Annotated in this window: 13 protein-coding genes; 9 read left to right on the forward strand and 4 right to left on the reverse strand. The window is 40.0% G+C overall.

Going from position 1 to position 14,012, the window contains the following annotated elements; translation table 11 throughout:
- The first annotated feature begins 40 nt into the window (after positions 1-40).
- The 4 genes from H1225_RS13580 (at position 41) to H1225_RS13595 (ending at position 4,821) form a co-directional block, all read left to right on the forward strand.
- Entirely contained in the window at positions 41-835 is a 795-nt protein-coding gene (locus tag H1225_RS13580) for a protein bax (protein ID WP_072064422.1), read from the forward strand.
- Positions 836-1,006: 171 nt separating this feature from the next.
- Positions 1,007-2,425: an MBOAT family O-acyltransferase gene (locus H1225_RS13585; protein WP_239739169.1), complete on the forward strand. Its 1,419-nt coding sequence runs from the start codon at positions 1,007-1,009 to the stop codon at positions 2,423-2,425.
- Positions 2,412-3,614 (forward strand): SGNH/GDSL hydrolase family protein, encoded by a 1,203-nt coding sequence (locus H1225_RS13590; protein WP_006536250.1) that lies wholly within the window; start codon positions 2,412-2,414, stop codon positions 3,612-3,614. Before H1225_RS13585 ends, H1225_RS13590 begins: the two co-directional genes overlap by 14 nt.
- The gene (locus tag H1225_RS13595; protein ID WP_072064424.1) at positions 3,589-4,821 is read left to right on the forward strand and encodes an SGNH/GDSL hydrolase family protein; all 1,233 of its coding nucleotides are present in this window, start codon (positions 3,589-3,591) and stop codon (positions 4,819-4,821) included. The genes H1225_RS13590 and H1225_RS13595 overlap by 26 nt, the downstream gene beginning before the upstream one ends.
- Positions 4,822-4,902: 81 nt before the next feature.
- Here the strand turns inward: H1225_RS13595 and H1225_RS13600 are convergent, their stop codons facing one another.
- The 4 genes from H1225_RS13600 to gntR all read right to left on the reverse strand — a co-directional run bounded on the left by H1225_RS13600 (position 4,903) and on the right by gntR (position 9,152).
- Positions 4,903-5,829 carry a methyl-accepting chemotaxis protein gene (locus H1225_RS13600; protein ID WP_072064425.1) on the reverse strand — a complete coding sequence of 309 codons (927 nt, stop codon included), beginning with the start codon at positions 5,827-5,829 and terminating at the stop codon, positions 4,903-4,905.
- 149 nt (positions 5,830-5,978) lie between these two features.
- Positions 5,979-7,316, reverse strand: coding sequence for a gluconate transporter (gntU, locus tag H1225_RS13605; protein WP_239739170.1), 1,338 nt, complete (start codon positions 7,314-7,316; stop codon positions 5,979-5,981).
- Complete coding sequence (gene gntK / locus H1225_RS13610; RefSeq protein WP_109400078.1) at positions 7,313-7,867, reverse strand: gluconokinase; 555 nt, start codon at positions 7,865-7,867, stop codon at positions 7,313-7,315. Before gntK ends, gntU begins: the two co-directional genes overlap by 4 nt.
- Before the next feature lie 289 nt (positions 7,868-8,156).
- Positions 8,157-9,152, reverse strand: coding sequence for a gluconate operon transcriptional repressor GntR (gene gntR / locus H1225_RS13615; protein WP_072064428.1), 996 nt, complete (start codon positions 9,150-9,152; stop codon positions 8,157-8,159).
- 231 nt (positions 9,153-9,383) lie between these two features.
- Between gntR and H1225_RS13620 the strand changes: the two genes are divergently transcribed.
- From H1225_RS13620 to modD, 5 genes are read left to right on the forward strand one after another with little or no spacing between them, the layout of a single operon-like run.
- Positions 9,384-10,415 (forward strand): ABC transporter substrate-binding protein, encoded by a 1,032-nt coding sequence (locus tag H1225_RS13620; RefSeq protein ID WP_006536259.1) that lies wholly within the window; start codon positions 9,384-9,386, stop codon positions 10,413-10,415.
- A complete protein-coding gene (locus H1225_RS13625) occupies positions 10,412-11,407 on the forward strand; it encodes a FecCD family ABC transporter permease (protein ID WP_109848173.1) in 996 nt (331 codons plus the stop codon). The genes H1225_RS13620 and H1225_RS13625 overlap by 4 nt, the downstream gene beginning before the upstream one ends.
- Positions 11,407-12,201: an ABC transporter ATP-binding protein gene (locus tag H1225_RS13630; RefSeq protein ID WP_109400081.1), complete on the forward strand. Its 795-nt coding sequence runs from the start codon at positions 11,407-11,409 to the stop codon at positions 12,199-12,201. The genes H1225_RS13625 and H1225_RS13630 overlap by 1 nt, the downstream gene beginning before the upstream one ends.
- Positions 12,188-13,012 carry a class I SAM-dependent methyltransferase gene (locus tag H1225_RS13635; RefSeq protein WP_109848172.1) on the forward strand — a complete coding sequence of 275 codons (825 nt, stop codon included), beginning with the start codon at positions 12,188-12,190 and terminating at the stop codon, positions 13,010-13,012. The genes H1225_RS13630 and H1225_RS13635 overlap by 14 nt, the downstream gene beginning before the upstream one ends.
- The gene (gene modD / locus H1225_RS13640) at positions 13,009-13,857 is read left to right on the forward strand and encodes a ModD protein (RefSeq protein WP_161727390.1); all 849 of its coding nucleotides are present in this window, start codon (positions 13,009-13,011) and stop codon (positions 13,855-13,857) included. The genes H1225_RS13635 and modD overlap by 4 nt, the downstream gene beginning before the upstream one ends.
- The last annotated feature ends 155 nt before the right edge of the window (positions 13,858-14,012 follow it).

Here is a 14,012-nt window from a genome sequence, read left to right on the forward strand (position 1 = left end):
GTATTCGTTCGATTTTTATCCAGTTAAACGAGGAGAAGCAATGCCCTCTCAATTGATGAGGACAAGTGCCGTCTTCGCTTTCTTGATTTCACTACTCTTTACTGGTGTAAGCTTTGCTTCAACCAGTACCGGCAGTTCCCATATACTGCAAGCGTATTCTTTCAAAAGCACGTCAACACCGTTGCCAGATTTGAAAAAATACCCTTCGGGAACACAGCGTAAGAAAGCGTTTTTAAATGTCATAGTTCCTATTATTGACAATGTTAATAATAAGATTTTGAAAGATCGTGAGTGGTTAACCGCCCAACGTAAAGCCCAGCACTGGGGCAGCGCAGATTTAAAAAAATTGCGTGAGATCTGTCAATATTATGGCGTTACATGTACCAGCCCGAAAAAGGTAAATTGGGATTCGTTATTAACTCGCGTTGATATTATTCCGACACACTTTGTCGCAACGCAAGCTGCAACAGAATCTGGCTGGGGAACATCGAAGTTGGCACAACAAAATAATAATCTATTCGGTATGCGATGTGGGAGTCAATCTTGCAATAACGTTCCAGGGAAAACCAAAGGCTATGCAGCCTACCCTGATATTGAAGGCTCAGTGATTGCTTATATGCGTAATCTCAATACGCACCGCGCCTATAATTCATTGCGCTCCTCAAGAGCACAGCAAAGAATGACGCAGCAACAACTCGACTCTCGCCAGTTAATCACTGACTTGAAAGGTTACTCAGAATTGGGTTCAAGTTATAACGATTATCTGACCGAAATGTTCGACTCAAATAAAAAACTGATCACTCAAGTTCAGTTGCAGTCGAAGCAAGATAGTTAATCTATTAAGCTTTAACAAGCTTTCATCTGACAAAAAGCCACTTTTCTTTTTAGAGAAAAGTGGCTTTTATTTATCACAAGATAATCTTTTGATTGAAAGCCTGCTTAGAATTCATAATATATGTGGTAACACGTTTGGTATGACTTTTAAATCACACCCTTAGAGCCATTTATGAATTTTTTTTCATTCGAGTTTCTCGGAGCCTTTGTTAGCTTTTTTGTTCTATATTGGCTCTTCCAAAAGCACGTCAAGATACAAAATATTCTACTGATTACAGTTAGTTATGCTTTTCTGTTTTATGCAGATTATCGTCCTGCGATTATCTTATTAAGCTATACACTGTTTATTTATTTACTGGCGAACATATTAACTAAGTACACATCTTCTAAAGTCATATACTGGCTATTAGGGTTACTCGTTGCAGTCTATTTTACCGCCTTTAAATATTACTCATTTTTTCAAGAAACACTGACGCAAACATTCCAGCAATGGGGACTCAGTATTGAGCTACCTCTTATTGAGTTGCTTGCACCATTAGGGCTCTCTTTCTATATTTTCCATTCAGTCAGTTATGTCGTTTCTGTTTGCCGAAAAGAGATCCCTAAAGCGCCATTTTTGGATGTCGTTCTTTATTTATGCTTTTTCCCAAGTATTGTCGCGGGGCCAATTAATCGCGCTAAAGAATTTCTCCCGCAAATTCAGGCGCCAACACGTAAAATCATTGATTATAAAGGGGCGATAATGCTGATTGTTTTAGCTATCGCAAAACTCTTTTGGTTAAGTGGTTGGTTCTCAACAAATTATGTCGATCCGGTATTTAATGCCCCCAATTTAGCGCAAAGTGGGCAAGTATTGACGGCTGTTTATGCCTATGCATGGCATATCTATTTTAACTTCTCGGGTTACACCAATCTTGTTACAGGTATTGCCTTATTACTAGGTTTTGTCGTACCTCGTAATTTTAATGCGCCTTATTTAGCGATAAACTTAGCCGATTTTTGGCGTCGGTGGCACATCAGTTTATCTACCTTTATTCGTGATTACGTCTATATTCCTTTAGGAGGTAATCGTAAAGGAGTGATTAGACAGAACTTTAATGCCTTTGCTGCAATGGTGATTTCTGGATTATGGCACGGCGCTGCCATGACTTTCATTATTTGGGGCGCTATTCACGGGATTGGTGTGGTGTTATTGAATATTAAACACCGCCTCTTTCCAACGAAAAAAAATGCTCCTCCTAGTGCGTTATCGTCATTAAACATGTTGTTGTCGTGGATAATCACTTTTCACTTTGTTTGCTTTGCATGGATATTTTTCCGCAGTCAAACCGTGGGAGATGCGTTGGTCTTGATCCAGCAACTCTTTAGTGTGGGAGCTTGGGCATCACTACAAGCTGAAGGCTTAACCCTCTTTATGTTCTGGGGACTTTTTTTACTTTACCCTTGCTTTGTGACATTAAGGGATATTGTGGCTCGTCTTGAGAAAAGAGTGCCGTGGTATGTTTATCCTCTACCACTTGCGTTGATCCTCACGATTATTTTTATGTTGTCTCCAGATGGGGTGCCAGGATTTATTTATGCCAGCTTTTGATTTCTGCTCAAATTTAAAAAAGACAGCAAAAGTCGCCTTAATGGTACTCTTTAGTACTATCCTGTTGATTTGGCTAAACCAAACATCACTAGAGCGCTTTTGGCAGCAACAATATCACCGCCCAGCACCTTGGTCTGGGCTTTCTCACTATTATGCTTGGCAAGTCGGGGGGCAGCTGCGTGATGGCGTATTCGTTGCGGTAGAAAGCTATGGTGATTACCTGCAAGTTAATCATCCTGATAATCAGGCAAAACCAATAGTACAAACCTCAGCGCCTGAGCAACTTCCTGAAGGCTTTGCTGTTGGCCTACACTTCTTTAACGGGTATACGCGACCAGCAACTCAATTAACGCAACGCTTCCCTCAACTGTTAGAGCGTAAGCAAGCAATGAGTGGATTACCCTACCATTCGGTTACGGATGTGTCTGATGACGCCTTACAAGCCTTAAAACCCATCGTTCAGAAAACAGAAATTACCTTATCATCAGAAGACAAAGTGTTATTTGCAGGCGATTCAATGATGCAAGGTGTTGCACCTTTACTTAAGCGTCAACTGAAAACAGATTACAACATCAACAGTATCGATTTAAGTAAACAAAGTACAGGACTTGCTTATCCACGCTTTTTCAATTGGCCACAAACTATTGCGACACGTTTAGCCAGTGATGACTCTATCAAATTATTAGTGGTCTTTTTAGGTCCTAACGATCCTTGGGATATGCCACCTGATGGCGGAGGACGTTACTTAAAATTTGCGAGTGAAGCATGGGAGTCAGCCTACCGAGCGCGTATTGCAAGCATTATAGAAAATGCTCGACAGAATAATGTCACTGTTATTTGGGTTGGACCACCTAATATGCGCAAGCAGAAGTTATCTAAAGGTATGGCATATCTCGATAAACTTTATCGTGAAGAAGCTGAGAAAATGGGCGAAATTTACCTTTCCGTCAATGATATGTTTAAATATGAAAAAGATATTTATTCTGATTATATGGGTGATGGTAGTAGCCGTGTTAAGTTAAGAGCCGGTGATGGCATTCATTTTAGCTTAAAAGGTCAGCAAATTATTGCTCAGCACGTATTCTCACGTATTCATCTTCAAGAAGAAAGTAAAGAAGATAATGCAGCCGATGATATAAAAGATAAAAACACGGTTATTGTAAATGAAACAAATAACGCACATCCTTAAGCGTAAAACGTTAATCAGTAGCTCAATCATACTGGCTTTAGTTTCACTCTTAGTCGCTTGTAACCAAGACACTGAAAAAACAGTAAAGCTCCCCACACCATCCGTATTACCTGCTGATGGTTCAAGACAGCTTTATAACTATCATGATCCTCACTTTGCAGACTTTGTTAAGAAACTCCAGCAAGGTCGCCAAACTGTTCACATTGTCCAGTTAGGGGATTCCCATACTGCGGCTGATTTTTTCAGTGGTAAGTTGCGTGAACGTTTTCAGGCTGACTATGGTAATGGCGGTATTGGTTTTATTCCCCCGACGAATGTAGCTGGTCAGCGTATTGCAAACGTACAATACCAAAGTGACAAAAAAGCATGGACACTGCTTTCTAGCAGAAAAGATAGCGATCCTGATTTCCCATTAGGGGGTTTTATTAGTGAACCTCAAGCGAAATGGGCAAAATTACAGTTATCTGAAAACCCAATAACTCAGCAACGTTATCAGTTACAAGCACTTTATAAAACGCCAACAACAGCGCAAGTGAATGTACAGTCATCGACAAGCAAAGTCCTTTCACTTTCGCAAACACAAGGTAAATGGCAGTTTTCAACCCCGACAACGATGACATTCCCTGTCAGCATTACCGTTAACAAAAACCAGCCTGTTAAATTAGGCGGTTGGTTGATCACCAATCAACAACCTGGGGTAATGCTTTCTTCATTAGGCATTAATGGTGCCACTATCAATATGATGGATAAATGGGGCGCACAGTGGACTGAAACGTTAGGACAATTACATCCTGATATGGTGATTTTAGCTTATGGTACAAATGAAGCTTTTAATGACACCTTTGATTTAATTGCTTATCGCCAACAGCTTACGGATAAAATTCGTCAAATTCGCCAGCAAGCGCCTAATAGCACTATCTTATTAATTGGGCCTTCTGATTCAGTTAAAAATAAAGAAGCCCCTGATTGCCGTTCACAACAACCTCAATGGCTAAGTGATATCATCCGTATTCAAAAAGAGGTGGCACAACAAGAGAAAACACTCTTTTGGGATTGGCGTGATTATATGGGAGGCGAATGTTCAATAAAGGTTTGGGCTCTCTATGATTTAGCAAGACCTGATGGTGTTCATCTTTCTCGTGAAGGTTATGAAAGCAGTGCAAACACACTTTATAGCCAATTAAATACCTTAATAAACAAAAGCTGATCTATACAGTGCAACACACCAAAAGGAGCTTATCGCTCCTTTTTGATGTTCTGATTTTTATTTATCTAATTAGTCAGCCGCTCAGTTTAATAAAACGTCCACATACTTGATAACATCAACACTGGCTTGTTCCATCTGTTTTATATATTGCGTTACTGCGTCTTGATCACCATTGATATTGGCGCTTAGTGCTAAACGTCCACACTCATGGACTAATTTATGTGGCTCTTCTAAACGACGAAAGGCTTCTTTACCCGCGAATTTCCGTCCATCACCTTGGTAATACCACTTTCCTAATCGACATTCAGTGTGCTGATTAACGCAGTGCTCATCATCATGATTTAATAAATGGATATAAATCGCTTCTTTCCATAAAACATGATCGAGTTTGACGGTATTAAAAAATTGCTGCATCGAAATAAAGGTAAAAATATGTTTAAGCTCGCTTGCTTGCTCTGACAATGATGTTAAATTTTGATGCCCTTCTTCAACCTGTATTTTTATTTGTTGAACCTGCTCTTGGTTTTTTTCTGTAGTTTCTTTAACGGGAATAAAGCGCGCACCTAGATTATTATTAATGCTAGCAATAGAAGAAGCCTGATTTTGGATTTCTAATGATAATTTTTTCATCTCTTGGGCTAAGACGGAAAATCCCGCACCTTCTCGCCCTATATGCCCGGCTTCAATCGCTGAATTGATTGATAAAAGGTTCGCCTGACTAGAAAGCCTATCAATATTGCTAGCGCTCTCTTTAATTTTTTTTAGCCAATCTGAGAAATTTTCTATCTCTCCTCGGCTATGCGTAAAATGTGTATCAACTTCATTTAAAAATTGAGTTAATAAGCGGGAATTATCTAACATCTTGCTGAATAGAAGTTCCATTTCATCGAGTAAATTAAGCTTATCTTGTAGCTTATTACTTGATGCTAAAATCGAATCACGTATAAGCGTGATTGTATGAATATTACAATCCGTGTGTTTAATAAAAAGCGAATTATAGTCAACCATATATGATAGCCCTAAATATGCCCACCGAATAAAGAAACCTATAGGTTAATGAGAAATGAGATATTTTCTGTCATATTTGATAGTTATTTATAGCAATGAAAAAGCGCGTCAAAAGACGCGCTAATAATTTGAAACACAAAGATTAGGTATCAAAGAAATGCGAAGAAAATCATACCAATCACAGCACCTGTTGTGCCAAGAATAGTTTCCATTAATGACCATGTTTTTAAAGTTTGTGCTTCTGTTGCACCAGTAAATTTACCAAACAACCAGAAACCTGAGTCATTGACATGGCTAAGAATAATAGAGCCACCCGCGATACACACTGATAATGCCGCCATTTGAGCGCTACTGTAACCCAACTCATTAATCACTGGTAAAACTAAACCCACTGCGGTTAAACAAGCAACCGTTGCTGAACCTTGAATAACACGTACTGCACCTGCCAGAATAAAACACGCTACTGCGATTGGCATACCTGCGCCAATTAAGGCATTCCCTAATGCAGGGCCAACACCTGAATCTACTAATACTTGCTTAAAGACACCGCCAGCCCCTGTTACCAGTAAAATGATCCCCGCAGGTTGGATTGCAGCAGAACAAATCTCCATTACTTTTTCTTTGCTCATACCACGACGGATCGCAAGACCGTAAATAGCCACTAAACAAGCCACAAGGATTGCAATAAATGGATGACCAACAAATTCAAGAATATTATAGAGTTGAGAACCTTCCTCAACGAAACGTGCACCGATGGTTTTGCATCCCACTAACACTAACGGTAATAACACAAGCGCAAGACTGAAACCAAAAGAAGGCATTTTATTCTGACCTAAACTAGGCTCAGTTAAATCTTTTGGTAATTCTAAGGTAACGTAACGGCTAATAAAGTTACCGAAGATAGGGCCAGCGAGTAACATGCCAGGAATAGCTGCACATAAACCAATTAAAATCATCCAACCAAAATCAGCGTTCATTTGGTCAGCTAACAGCATTGGTGTTGGTCCCGGTAATAAGAAGGCAGCAGCACCTGCAACACCAGCAAACAGAGGGATAGCCATTTTCACCACATTGCCACCAGTACGGCGAGCAACGGCAAATACAACACCAATTAATAAGACAACAGCAACATCAAAGAACAAGGGGAGAGCACAAATTAAACCGGCAATACCTAATGCGTAGTTGGCTCGTTTCTCACCAAAGTATTTTAATAATCGGACGGCGATTTGGTCTAATGCCCCTGTTTCATGTAGCACTTTACCAAACATCGCACCCAGAGCGACGACGATAGAGAGGAAACCTAAAGTCCCTCCCATTCCGTTTTGCATGGTTTGGGTAATTTTCTCCAAAGGCATACCCGAGAAAAGACCCGCGCCAATTGCAACAATCATTAATGCGATAAAAGCATGCAAACGTGCATACATCACAAAAAAGAGCAGTAATAAAACAGAGCCAACTGCCGTTAGCACCAGTGTTAATGTACTCATACCGTTTCCCCTTCAAAAGTCCCTTGAGTGACTGAATTTATCTTATTAATTACACTTTCAATCACATCATCGAGTGGCATTGAAATATCAATTTCATACACATCGTTTTCAGCTTTTGTTGGCTCTTCTAAGGTTTCAAATTGAGTCACTAACATTTGAGGTTTAAAGAAGTGCCCTTTACGTGCTTTTAAGCGACTTTCAATCAGCTCATAGTCACCTTTTAAATATAAAAAGTGCAGGCATTGATTACCGTCTCTTAACATATCTCGATACTGTTTTTTCAATGCAGAACAAACAATTAACGAAACATTATTAGTTCTTTGCATTGCAAATGCGGCATCATTTAATGCTTGTAACCAAGGTTTACGATCTTCATCATTTAAAGCGTGGCCTGATGCCATTTTAATAATATTTGAGCGAGGATGGAGGAAATCACCGTCCAAAAATGCAGCACCTGTACGTTGTGCTACACCACTTGCGACCGCAGATTTACCGCTGCCTGATACCCCCATTAAGATAAAAACATGGTGTAGGGATTGGGTATCGTTCATAGAATGCTCCTTTAAGGCAGATATTAAGTCTTTTTTGTAATGTTACCCGTAACTGTTACGGGTAACATATCCGAAGTGATAAGGTAAATACAACAACGAAAATCAACTAAGAAGTGAAAATGTGAGGCGACTCGCAAATGAAAGTAAGATGATCTACATACTGACAACAAAATATTGGAGAAGTAACTCGATATTTATTTAAGGCTCAATAAAAAACCCTACTGTTAATTATTTCATAACAATAGGGTTATTAAATAATAAATGTGAATATTATCAATAAGTTAAATTATTATATGCTTTCACCTGTAATAATGCGAAAACCAACATCAATAACTTGTCCTCGAGCAATTTTACCTTTCATTCGTTTAAGCAATAAATCAGCAGCTTGTTGCCCCATTTCATCACGGGGAGTCAAGATACTCGCCAGACGAGGCGTCATTACTTGCCCTACGTCATGTCCGTGAAAACCTGAGATGGCGATATCATTAGGCACTGAAATTCCTAAACGTTGGCACTCAAAAACAGCACCAATAGCGATATCATCATTGGTACAATAAAGTCCATCTAAATCAGGATATTGTTTACGTGCTGCATGTAATAATTCAGCCCCTAATGAGTAAGATGAGCTTTTTGGCGTCATCACATTACCAATAGGTAAGCCTGCATTTTGCATTGCACTTTCATAGCCTTTTAAACGCATGAGAGTACGTTCATCCTGTCTTGCTCCAAGATAAATAACACGCTTACAGCCACGCTTGATCATTTCACTGACCATCTGTTGTGATGCTTCAATGTTGTCTAAGCCTACAGCAGAGTCAAAACAAGGTGAAACACTATCCATGATTTCCACCACAGGGATCCCTGCTGTTTCTAGCATTTTTATTGTTTTTGGCGTGTGTGTTCTTTCTGCAAGAATAAGTCCATCAATATTATAAGAGAGCAATGAAAGTAGGCGTTCTTCTTCTTTTTCAGCACGATATCCGTAGTGCGCTAACATGGTTTGATAACCGTATTTATCGGTCACTGATTCAATACCACGAATAACTTCAGCAAAAACTTGGTTAGTTAAAGAAGGTAGTAATACCCCAATCGCATGACTGGTAGAATTAGATAAAATATCAGGAGCACGATTAGGAATATAATTAAGACTATCTAACTCGCGCGCAATTTTTTCTCGTAAAGCTTCAGAGACCTGTTCTGGGTTACGCAAAAAACGACTAACCGTCATTTTGGTGACACCAACACGTGAAGCTACATCCTGTAATGAGGGGCGTTTTTTCTTCATTTTATATCGCAACTATCCAAAAACATTCGTATTAATACGCGCTTTAATTTTCCAAGAACACTGATTATAGCCTTAGGTTATACACTATTTCGAATAAAGTTTTTCAGATGTGTGCCTAGATTTGATTTTGACTGATGATCCCTTGACTTAAGCCAAAGGAAATATAGTATTCATCGCTATATAATAAATGAAATAACGATACCAACGTAAAACAATAAAAAGTGTGAACTTATGGCAATCTGTAGACGACAATTTCTAACTTACCTCACAACCATTGCGACATTATCAGCGCTTCCACATTCGGTAAGAGCCGCAATAACCTCGCGTATTGCAGCACAATTTGGTCATGTTCCAGCATCAACCGCGATCCATCGCGTGATCAGTGCAGGACCGCCAACTGATCAATTGTTACTCGCATTAGCCCCTGAAAAACTATTAGGTTTTTCCTCACTTAATTTAGAAAAAAGTTCTTTATTTTCAGATAAATTGCGTAAATTACCCCGTTTAGGGCGTTTGTCTGGACGAGGAAGTACTCTCTCTTTAGAAGCTTTACTGATGTTAGAGCCCGATATCATTATTGATAGTGGTAATGTAGATGAAACCTATCGCTCATTAGCGAAACGTGTTTCCGATCAAACGGGTGTGCCTTATGTGTTAATTGATGGCACATTAAAAGACAGCCCAGCTCAGTTACGTCAAACAGGCGCTTTATTAGGTGTTACAGAAAGAGCAGAAACATTAGCGCTAATTGCAGAGCAATACCTTAATGATGCAGCCCTATTTGCTTCTGAACAAAAAGCGCACCCGCGTTTTTATCTTGCTCGTGGTGCAAAAGGATTACAAACGGGTGCAAGGCACTCAATTCATACAGAAGCCATTGAGGCATTAGGTTTTGAAAATGTCGTCGATGTTCCTGATTTCACCGGGTTAACGGATGTATCACCAGAACAACTGTTAATGTGGAACCCTGAAATTATCATCACACAAGATGAAAACGCCTATCAGCAAATAATGCAAGACTCTGTATGGAAAAGCATTCAAGCCGTTAAAAACAACAAAGTATTACTGTTTAAAGGTTTACCATTTGGTTGGTTAGATGGCCCTCCGGGTATCAACCGTTTAATGGGAATGCGCCGCCTACAGGGCCATTTCGATCCTCGAATCGAAAAACAAGCGGTTCGCGATCTGCAAAATTACTTTGCTCATTTTTACCATACGCAATTAAGTGCGGAGCAATGTCAGCAATTGCTGGGGTATTCATGAGTCAATCGGCACGCATCACACTTCTTTTGGCGTTATTTTCCATTGTCGCGTTAATTGCGATCACAAGTGGTAAGTATTCACTTACTACCAATGAGCTGTGGACGCTAGTGGGTAATAAATTAACCGGCAATGTAGAATACAGTCGAACTGAAACTGTCTTTTGGCAAATAAGATTTCCTCGCGTTCTGGCGGCAATCTTAATTGGTGGAGGATTGGCGATCGCAGGTGCGGCTTATCAAGGCATGTTTCGTAACCCTTTAGTATCACCTGATATTCTTGGTGTTTCGTCCGGTGCTGGTGTCGGCGCAGTTTTAGGTATTTTTCTTGGGCAATCAATGTTGTCGATTCAACTTTTCGCTTTTGCGGGTGGTTTAGCAACGGTTGCTCTAGTCTACTTTATTGCGAGACTTGCGAAACAACATGATCCAGTGCTTTCGCTTGTATTAGTTGGTATTGCTATCAGTGCACTATGTGGCTCTGCAATCTCATTAATGAAAATTCTCGCCGATCCTTATACTCAATTGCCTTCAATTACCTTTTGGCTCTTAGGTGGGCTTTCGACCATTACAGCTTCTGATCTCATTTCTGTTGCGCCTTTAATGTTAGTGGGTTTTATTCCGTTAATTTTACTGCGTTGGCGTATGAATATACTCAGTTTATCTGATGAAGAAGCCCGAGCATTAGGTTTAAATGTCGAGGTCACACGGCTTATCTTTATTTTGTCTGCGACATTAATCACCGCAAGTGCAGTTTCTATTGCGGGTATTATTGGTTGGTTAGGTTTAATTGTGCCTCATATTGCAAGGTTGTTAGTGGGTGCTAACTTTAGCCAGCAACTGCCTGTTTCCTTGCTTGTTGGCGCTATTATGTTATTAATCACTGATACATTAGCCCGCACGATTGCCAATATTGAACTTCCATTAGGTATTTTAACCTCTGCCATTGGTGCGCCATTCTTCTTAATGTTGTTACTTAGAACGAGGAAAGGCTGATGATCATTGCTAATGCCAATCGACTTTCCATTGGTTACAAAGGTAAATCCTTAATTAAAGATCTCTCCTTTCGTATCGAACAAGGGCAAATAATTTGCTTATTAGGTGCCAATGGTTGTGGAAAAACGACATTAATGCGCACGTTATTAGGTCTGATACCTTGTATTGATGGTGAGATTAATATTGCGGGTAAAACACTAAGTGAGTGGTCACCAACAGAACTTGCCAAAGTCGTGGCGTATGTTCCTCAAGCAACACATATCCCCTTTTCTTTCAATGTTATTGATATGGTTGTCATGGGGCGAGGTGCGCATCTCTCCTTTTTTTCTATGCCTAGCTCACAAGATAAAACGATGGCAATGGAAACCTTAGAAATGCTCTCGCTTTCTCATCTTGCTCACCGAACTTTTGATACCTTAAGTGGCGGTGAAAAACAGATGGTATTAATTGCACGCGCTTTAGTGCAACAACCCAAATTGTTGATTATGGATGAACCCGCTGCAAGCCTTGATTTTGGTAATCAAATCAAATTGCTTACCCAAGTTAAAGCATTAAAAGCATTAGGGATCAGTGTTTTTATGTCTACACATCACCCTCAACATGCCGCTTCTTTGGCAGATGATGTCATTTTACTGACACCTCATGTGCCCGTTTTGCAAGATAGGCCTGACATTTTGCTGACACCCGACAATTTAGCGCACCTTTATGGTGTACAACCAACAGATATTCAGGCGCATTTTCACGCTTACTCTGATAATAAAAATGACCATAGGCAAGAATATGAACACAATTGAAACCACGGATTTTGCTGAACTTTATAAAAACCACATGGTACAGGCTGAAAGAACCAAAAAAGAGCCAGAGCATTGGGATAAACGTGCTGAAAAAATGGCAGAAACCTGTGCCAATCCTAACGATCCCTATTTAATAAAATTCCGTGAAATGATGGATTTTACCGGTGCTGAAACCCTATTAGATGTAGGTTGTGGTCCTGGCTCTATCAGTATTCATGTTGCAGATAAATTCAAAAAAATAATTGGCATTGATTACAGTACAGGAATGTTAGCGGTCGCTAAACGCAGAGCCGAACAAGCAGGCATCAACCACGCAGAATTTATAACGTGTTCATGGGAAGATAGCTGGGATGAGCTTCCTCGTTGTGATATCGCCGTCGCTTCACGTTCAACTTTAGTGATGGATTTAAAAGCTGCATTAATCAAACTTAATCGCCAAGCGAAATTACGTGTTTATACCACTCATACTGTTTCACCAACCTTTGTTGATCAACGCATTATTCGCTTATTGGGTCGTGAGGTTCCTACGCTTCCAACGTACATTTATGCTGTGAATATGCTAAACCAAATGGGTATTCACCCTAAAGTGGATTACATTCGTAGCCGTAATTGTCAGAGTAATTTCAATAGCCTTGAGCAATTTATTGAAGGCATCAACTTCTCCGTAGGGCCTTTAAGTGAAGACGAAATTATACGCCTAACAAATTACTATCATGAAAGCATTGAAAAAGGTGCTTCATTGATTTCGCCAACTCGTGATTGGGCAATGGTTTCTTGGGATGTTGTTCCTGAAAGTGAGCTAACTCTATGATTTATTATCCTGATGCCTTTCTTGATAATTTGTTGATGGAAGATATCCAATATGGCGATCTCACCAGCCGAGCTCTGAATATTGGTAACCAACTAGGCACAATGACTTTTACACGCCGTGAAGCAGGTTGCGTCAGTGGGATCACTCTAGGTTGTCGCTTATTGGAAAAATTAGGATTAGTAGTCATCGCACATCAACAAGATGGCGATTTTGCTAATGCAGGTGATTGCTTAATTATGGCTGAAGGCCGTGCTGATGCACTACATCAAGGCTGGAAAGTGGTACAAAACGTTCTTGAGTGGAGTTGTGGCGTGAGTGATTATATGGCAAGAATGCTAGATATTTATCACCGCTATCAACCTAAAGGGCAAATTGCGTGTACACGTAAAAATATCCCTAATACTAAATTACTCGCGACCCAAGCCGTACTGGCGGGCGGTGGTGTCATTCATCGCCAAGGTTGCTCAGAAACTATTTTGCTCTTTGCTAACCATCGTCGATTTTTGTCAGAGCCTAATAATTGGGCGCAACATGTTAAGCAGCTACGCCAAGCGGCACCTGAAAAATGCATTGTTGTAGAAGCTGATGATATTGAACAAGCAAGAGAGGCGTTAAAAGCACAGCCTGATATTTTACAGCTCGATAAGTTCTCTATTGACGATATCGCACAGCTACAACAAGAAGTGCCTCACATTGCACCTCACTGCCATCTTTCCTTGGCTGGTGGTATTAACTTAAACACAATTGAAAAATATGCGCAGACAGGCGTCAACTTACTGGTGACATCTGCGCCTTATTATGCTCCACCGACGGATATTAAAGTTCGCCTTTATCCAAAAGATTAAATAAAGACAACATCTACTGAATGTAAAAAAAGTTATAACAAGGAAATAGTTGTAGTGGCATAGAGGAACATCTTTGCTGAACTTCTTTTATATGAATTTGTTGCTTTATTTTATAAAAAAGCCGAGTGCTAACAGATGTTAGCGCTCTTTTTATT

This window comes from Proteus penneri (genome assembly GCF_022369495.1).
Classification (GTDB): domain Bacteria; phylum Pseudomonadota; class Gammaproteobacteria; order Enterobacterales; family Enterobacteriaceae; genus Proteus; species Proteus penneri.

Coding starts and splice junctions, on each gene's coding strand:
- H1225_RS13580 (WP_072064422.1), top strand. CDS start 41: ATGCCCTCTCAATTGATGAGGACAAGTGCCGTCTTCGCTTTCTTGATT.
- H1225_RS13585 (WP_239739169.1), top strand. CDS start 1,007: ATGAATTTTTTTTCATTCGAGTTTCTCGGAGCCTTTGTTAGCTTTTTT.
- H1225_RS13590 (WP_006536250.1), top strand. CDS start 2,412: ATGCCAGCTTTTGATTTCTGCTCAAATTTAAAAAAGACAGCAAAAGTC.
- H1225_RS13595 (WP_072064424.1), top strand. CDS start 3,589: ATGAAACAAATAACGCACATCCTTAAGCGTAAAACGTTAATCAGTAGC.
- H1225_RS13600 (WP_072064425.1), bottom strand. CDS start 5,829: ATGGTTGACTATAATTCGCTTTTTATTAAACACACGGATTGTAATATT.
- gntU (WP_239739170.1), bottom strand. CDS start 7,316: ATGAGTACATTAACACTGGTGCTAACGGCAGTTGGCTCTGTTTTATTA.
- gntK (WP_109400078.1), bottom strand. CDS start 7,867: ATGAACGATACCCAATCCCTACACCATGTTTTTATCTTAATGGGGGTA.
- gntR (WP_072064428.1), bottom strand. CDS start 9,152: ATGAAGAAAAAACGCCCCTCATTACAGGATGTAGCTTCACGTGTTGGT.
- H1225_RS13620 (WP_006536259.1), top strand. CDS start 9,384: ATGGCAATCTGTAGACGACAATTTCTAACTTACCTCACAACCATTGCG.
- H1225_RS13625 (WP_109848173.1), top strand. CDS start 10,412: ATGAGTCAATCGGCACGCATCACACTTCTTTTGGCGTTATTTTCCATT.
- H1225_RS13630 (WP_109400081.1), top strand. CDS start 11,407: ATGATCATTGCTAATGCCAATCGACTTTCCATTGGTTACAAAGGTAAA.
- H1225_RS13635 (WP_109848172.1), top strand. CDS start 12,188: ATGAACACAATTGAAACCACGGATTTTGCTGAACTTTATAAAAACCAC.
- modD (WP_161727390.1), top strand. CDS start 13,009: ATGATTTATTATCCTGATGCCTTTCTTGATAATTTGTTGATGGAAGAT.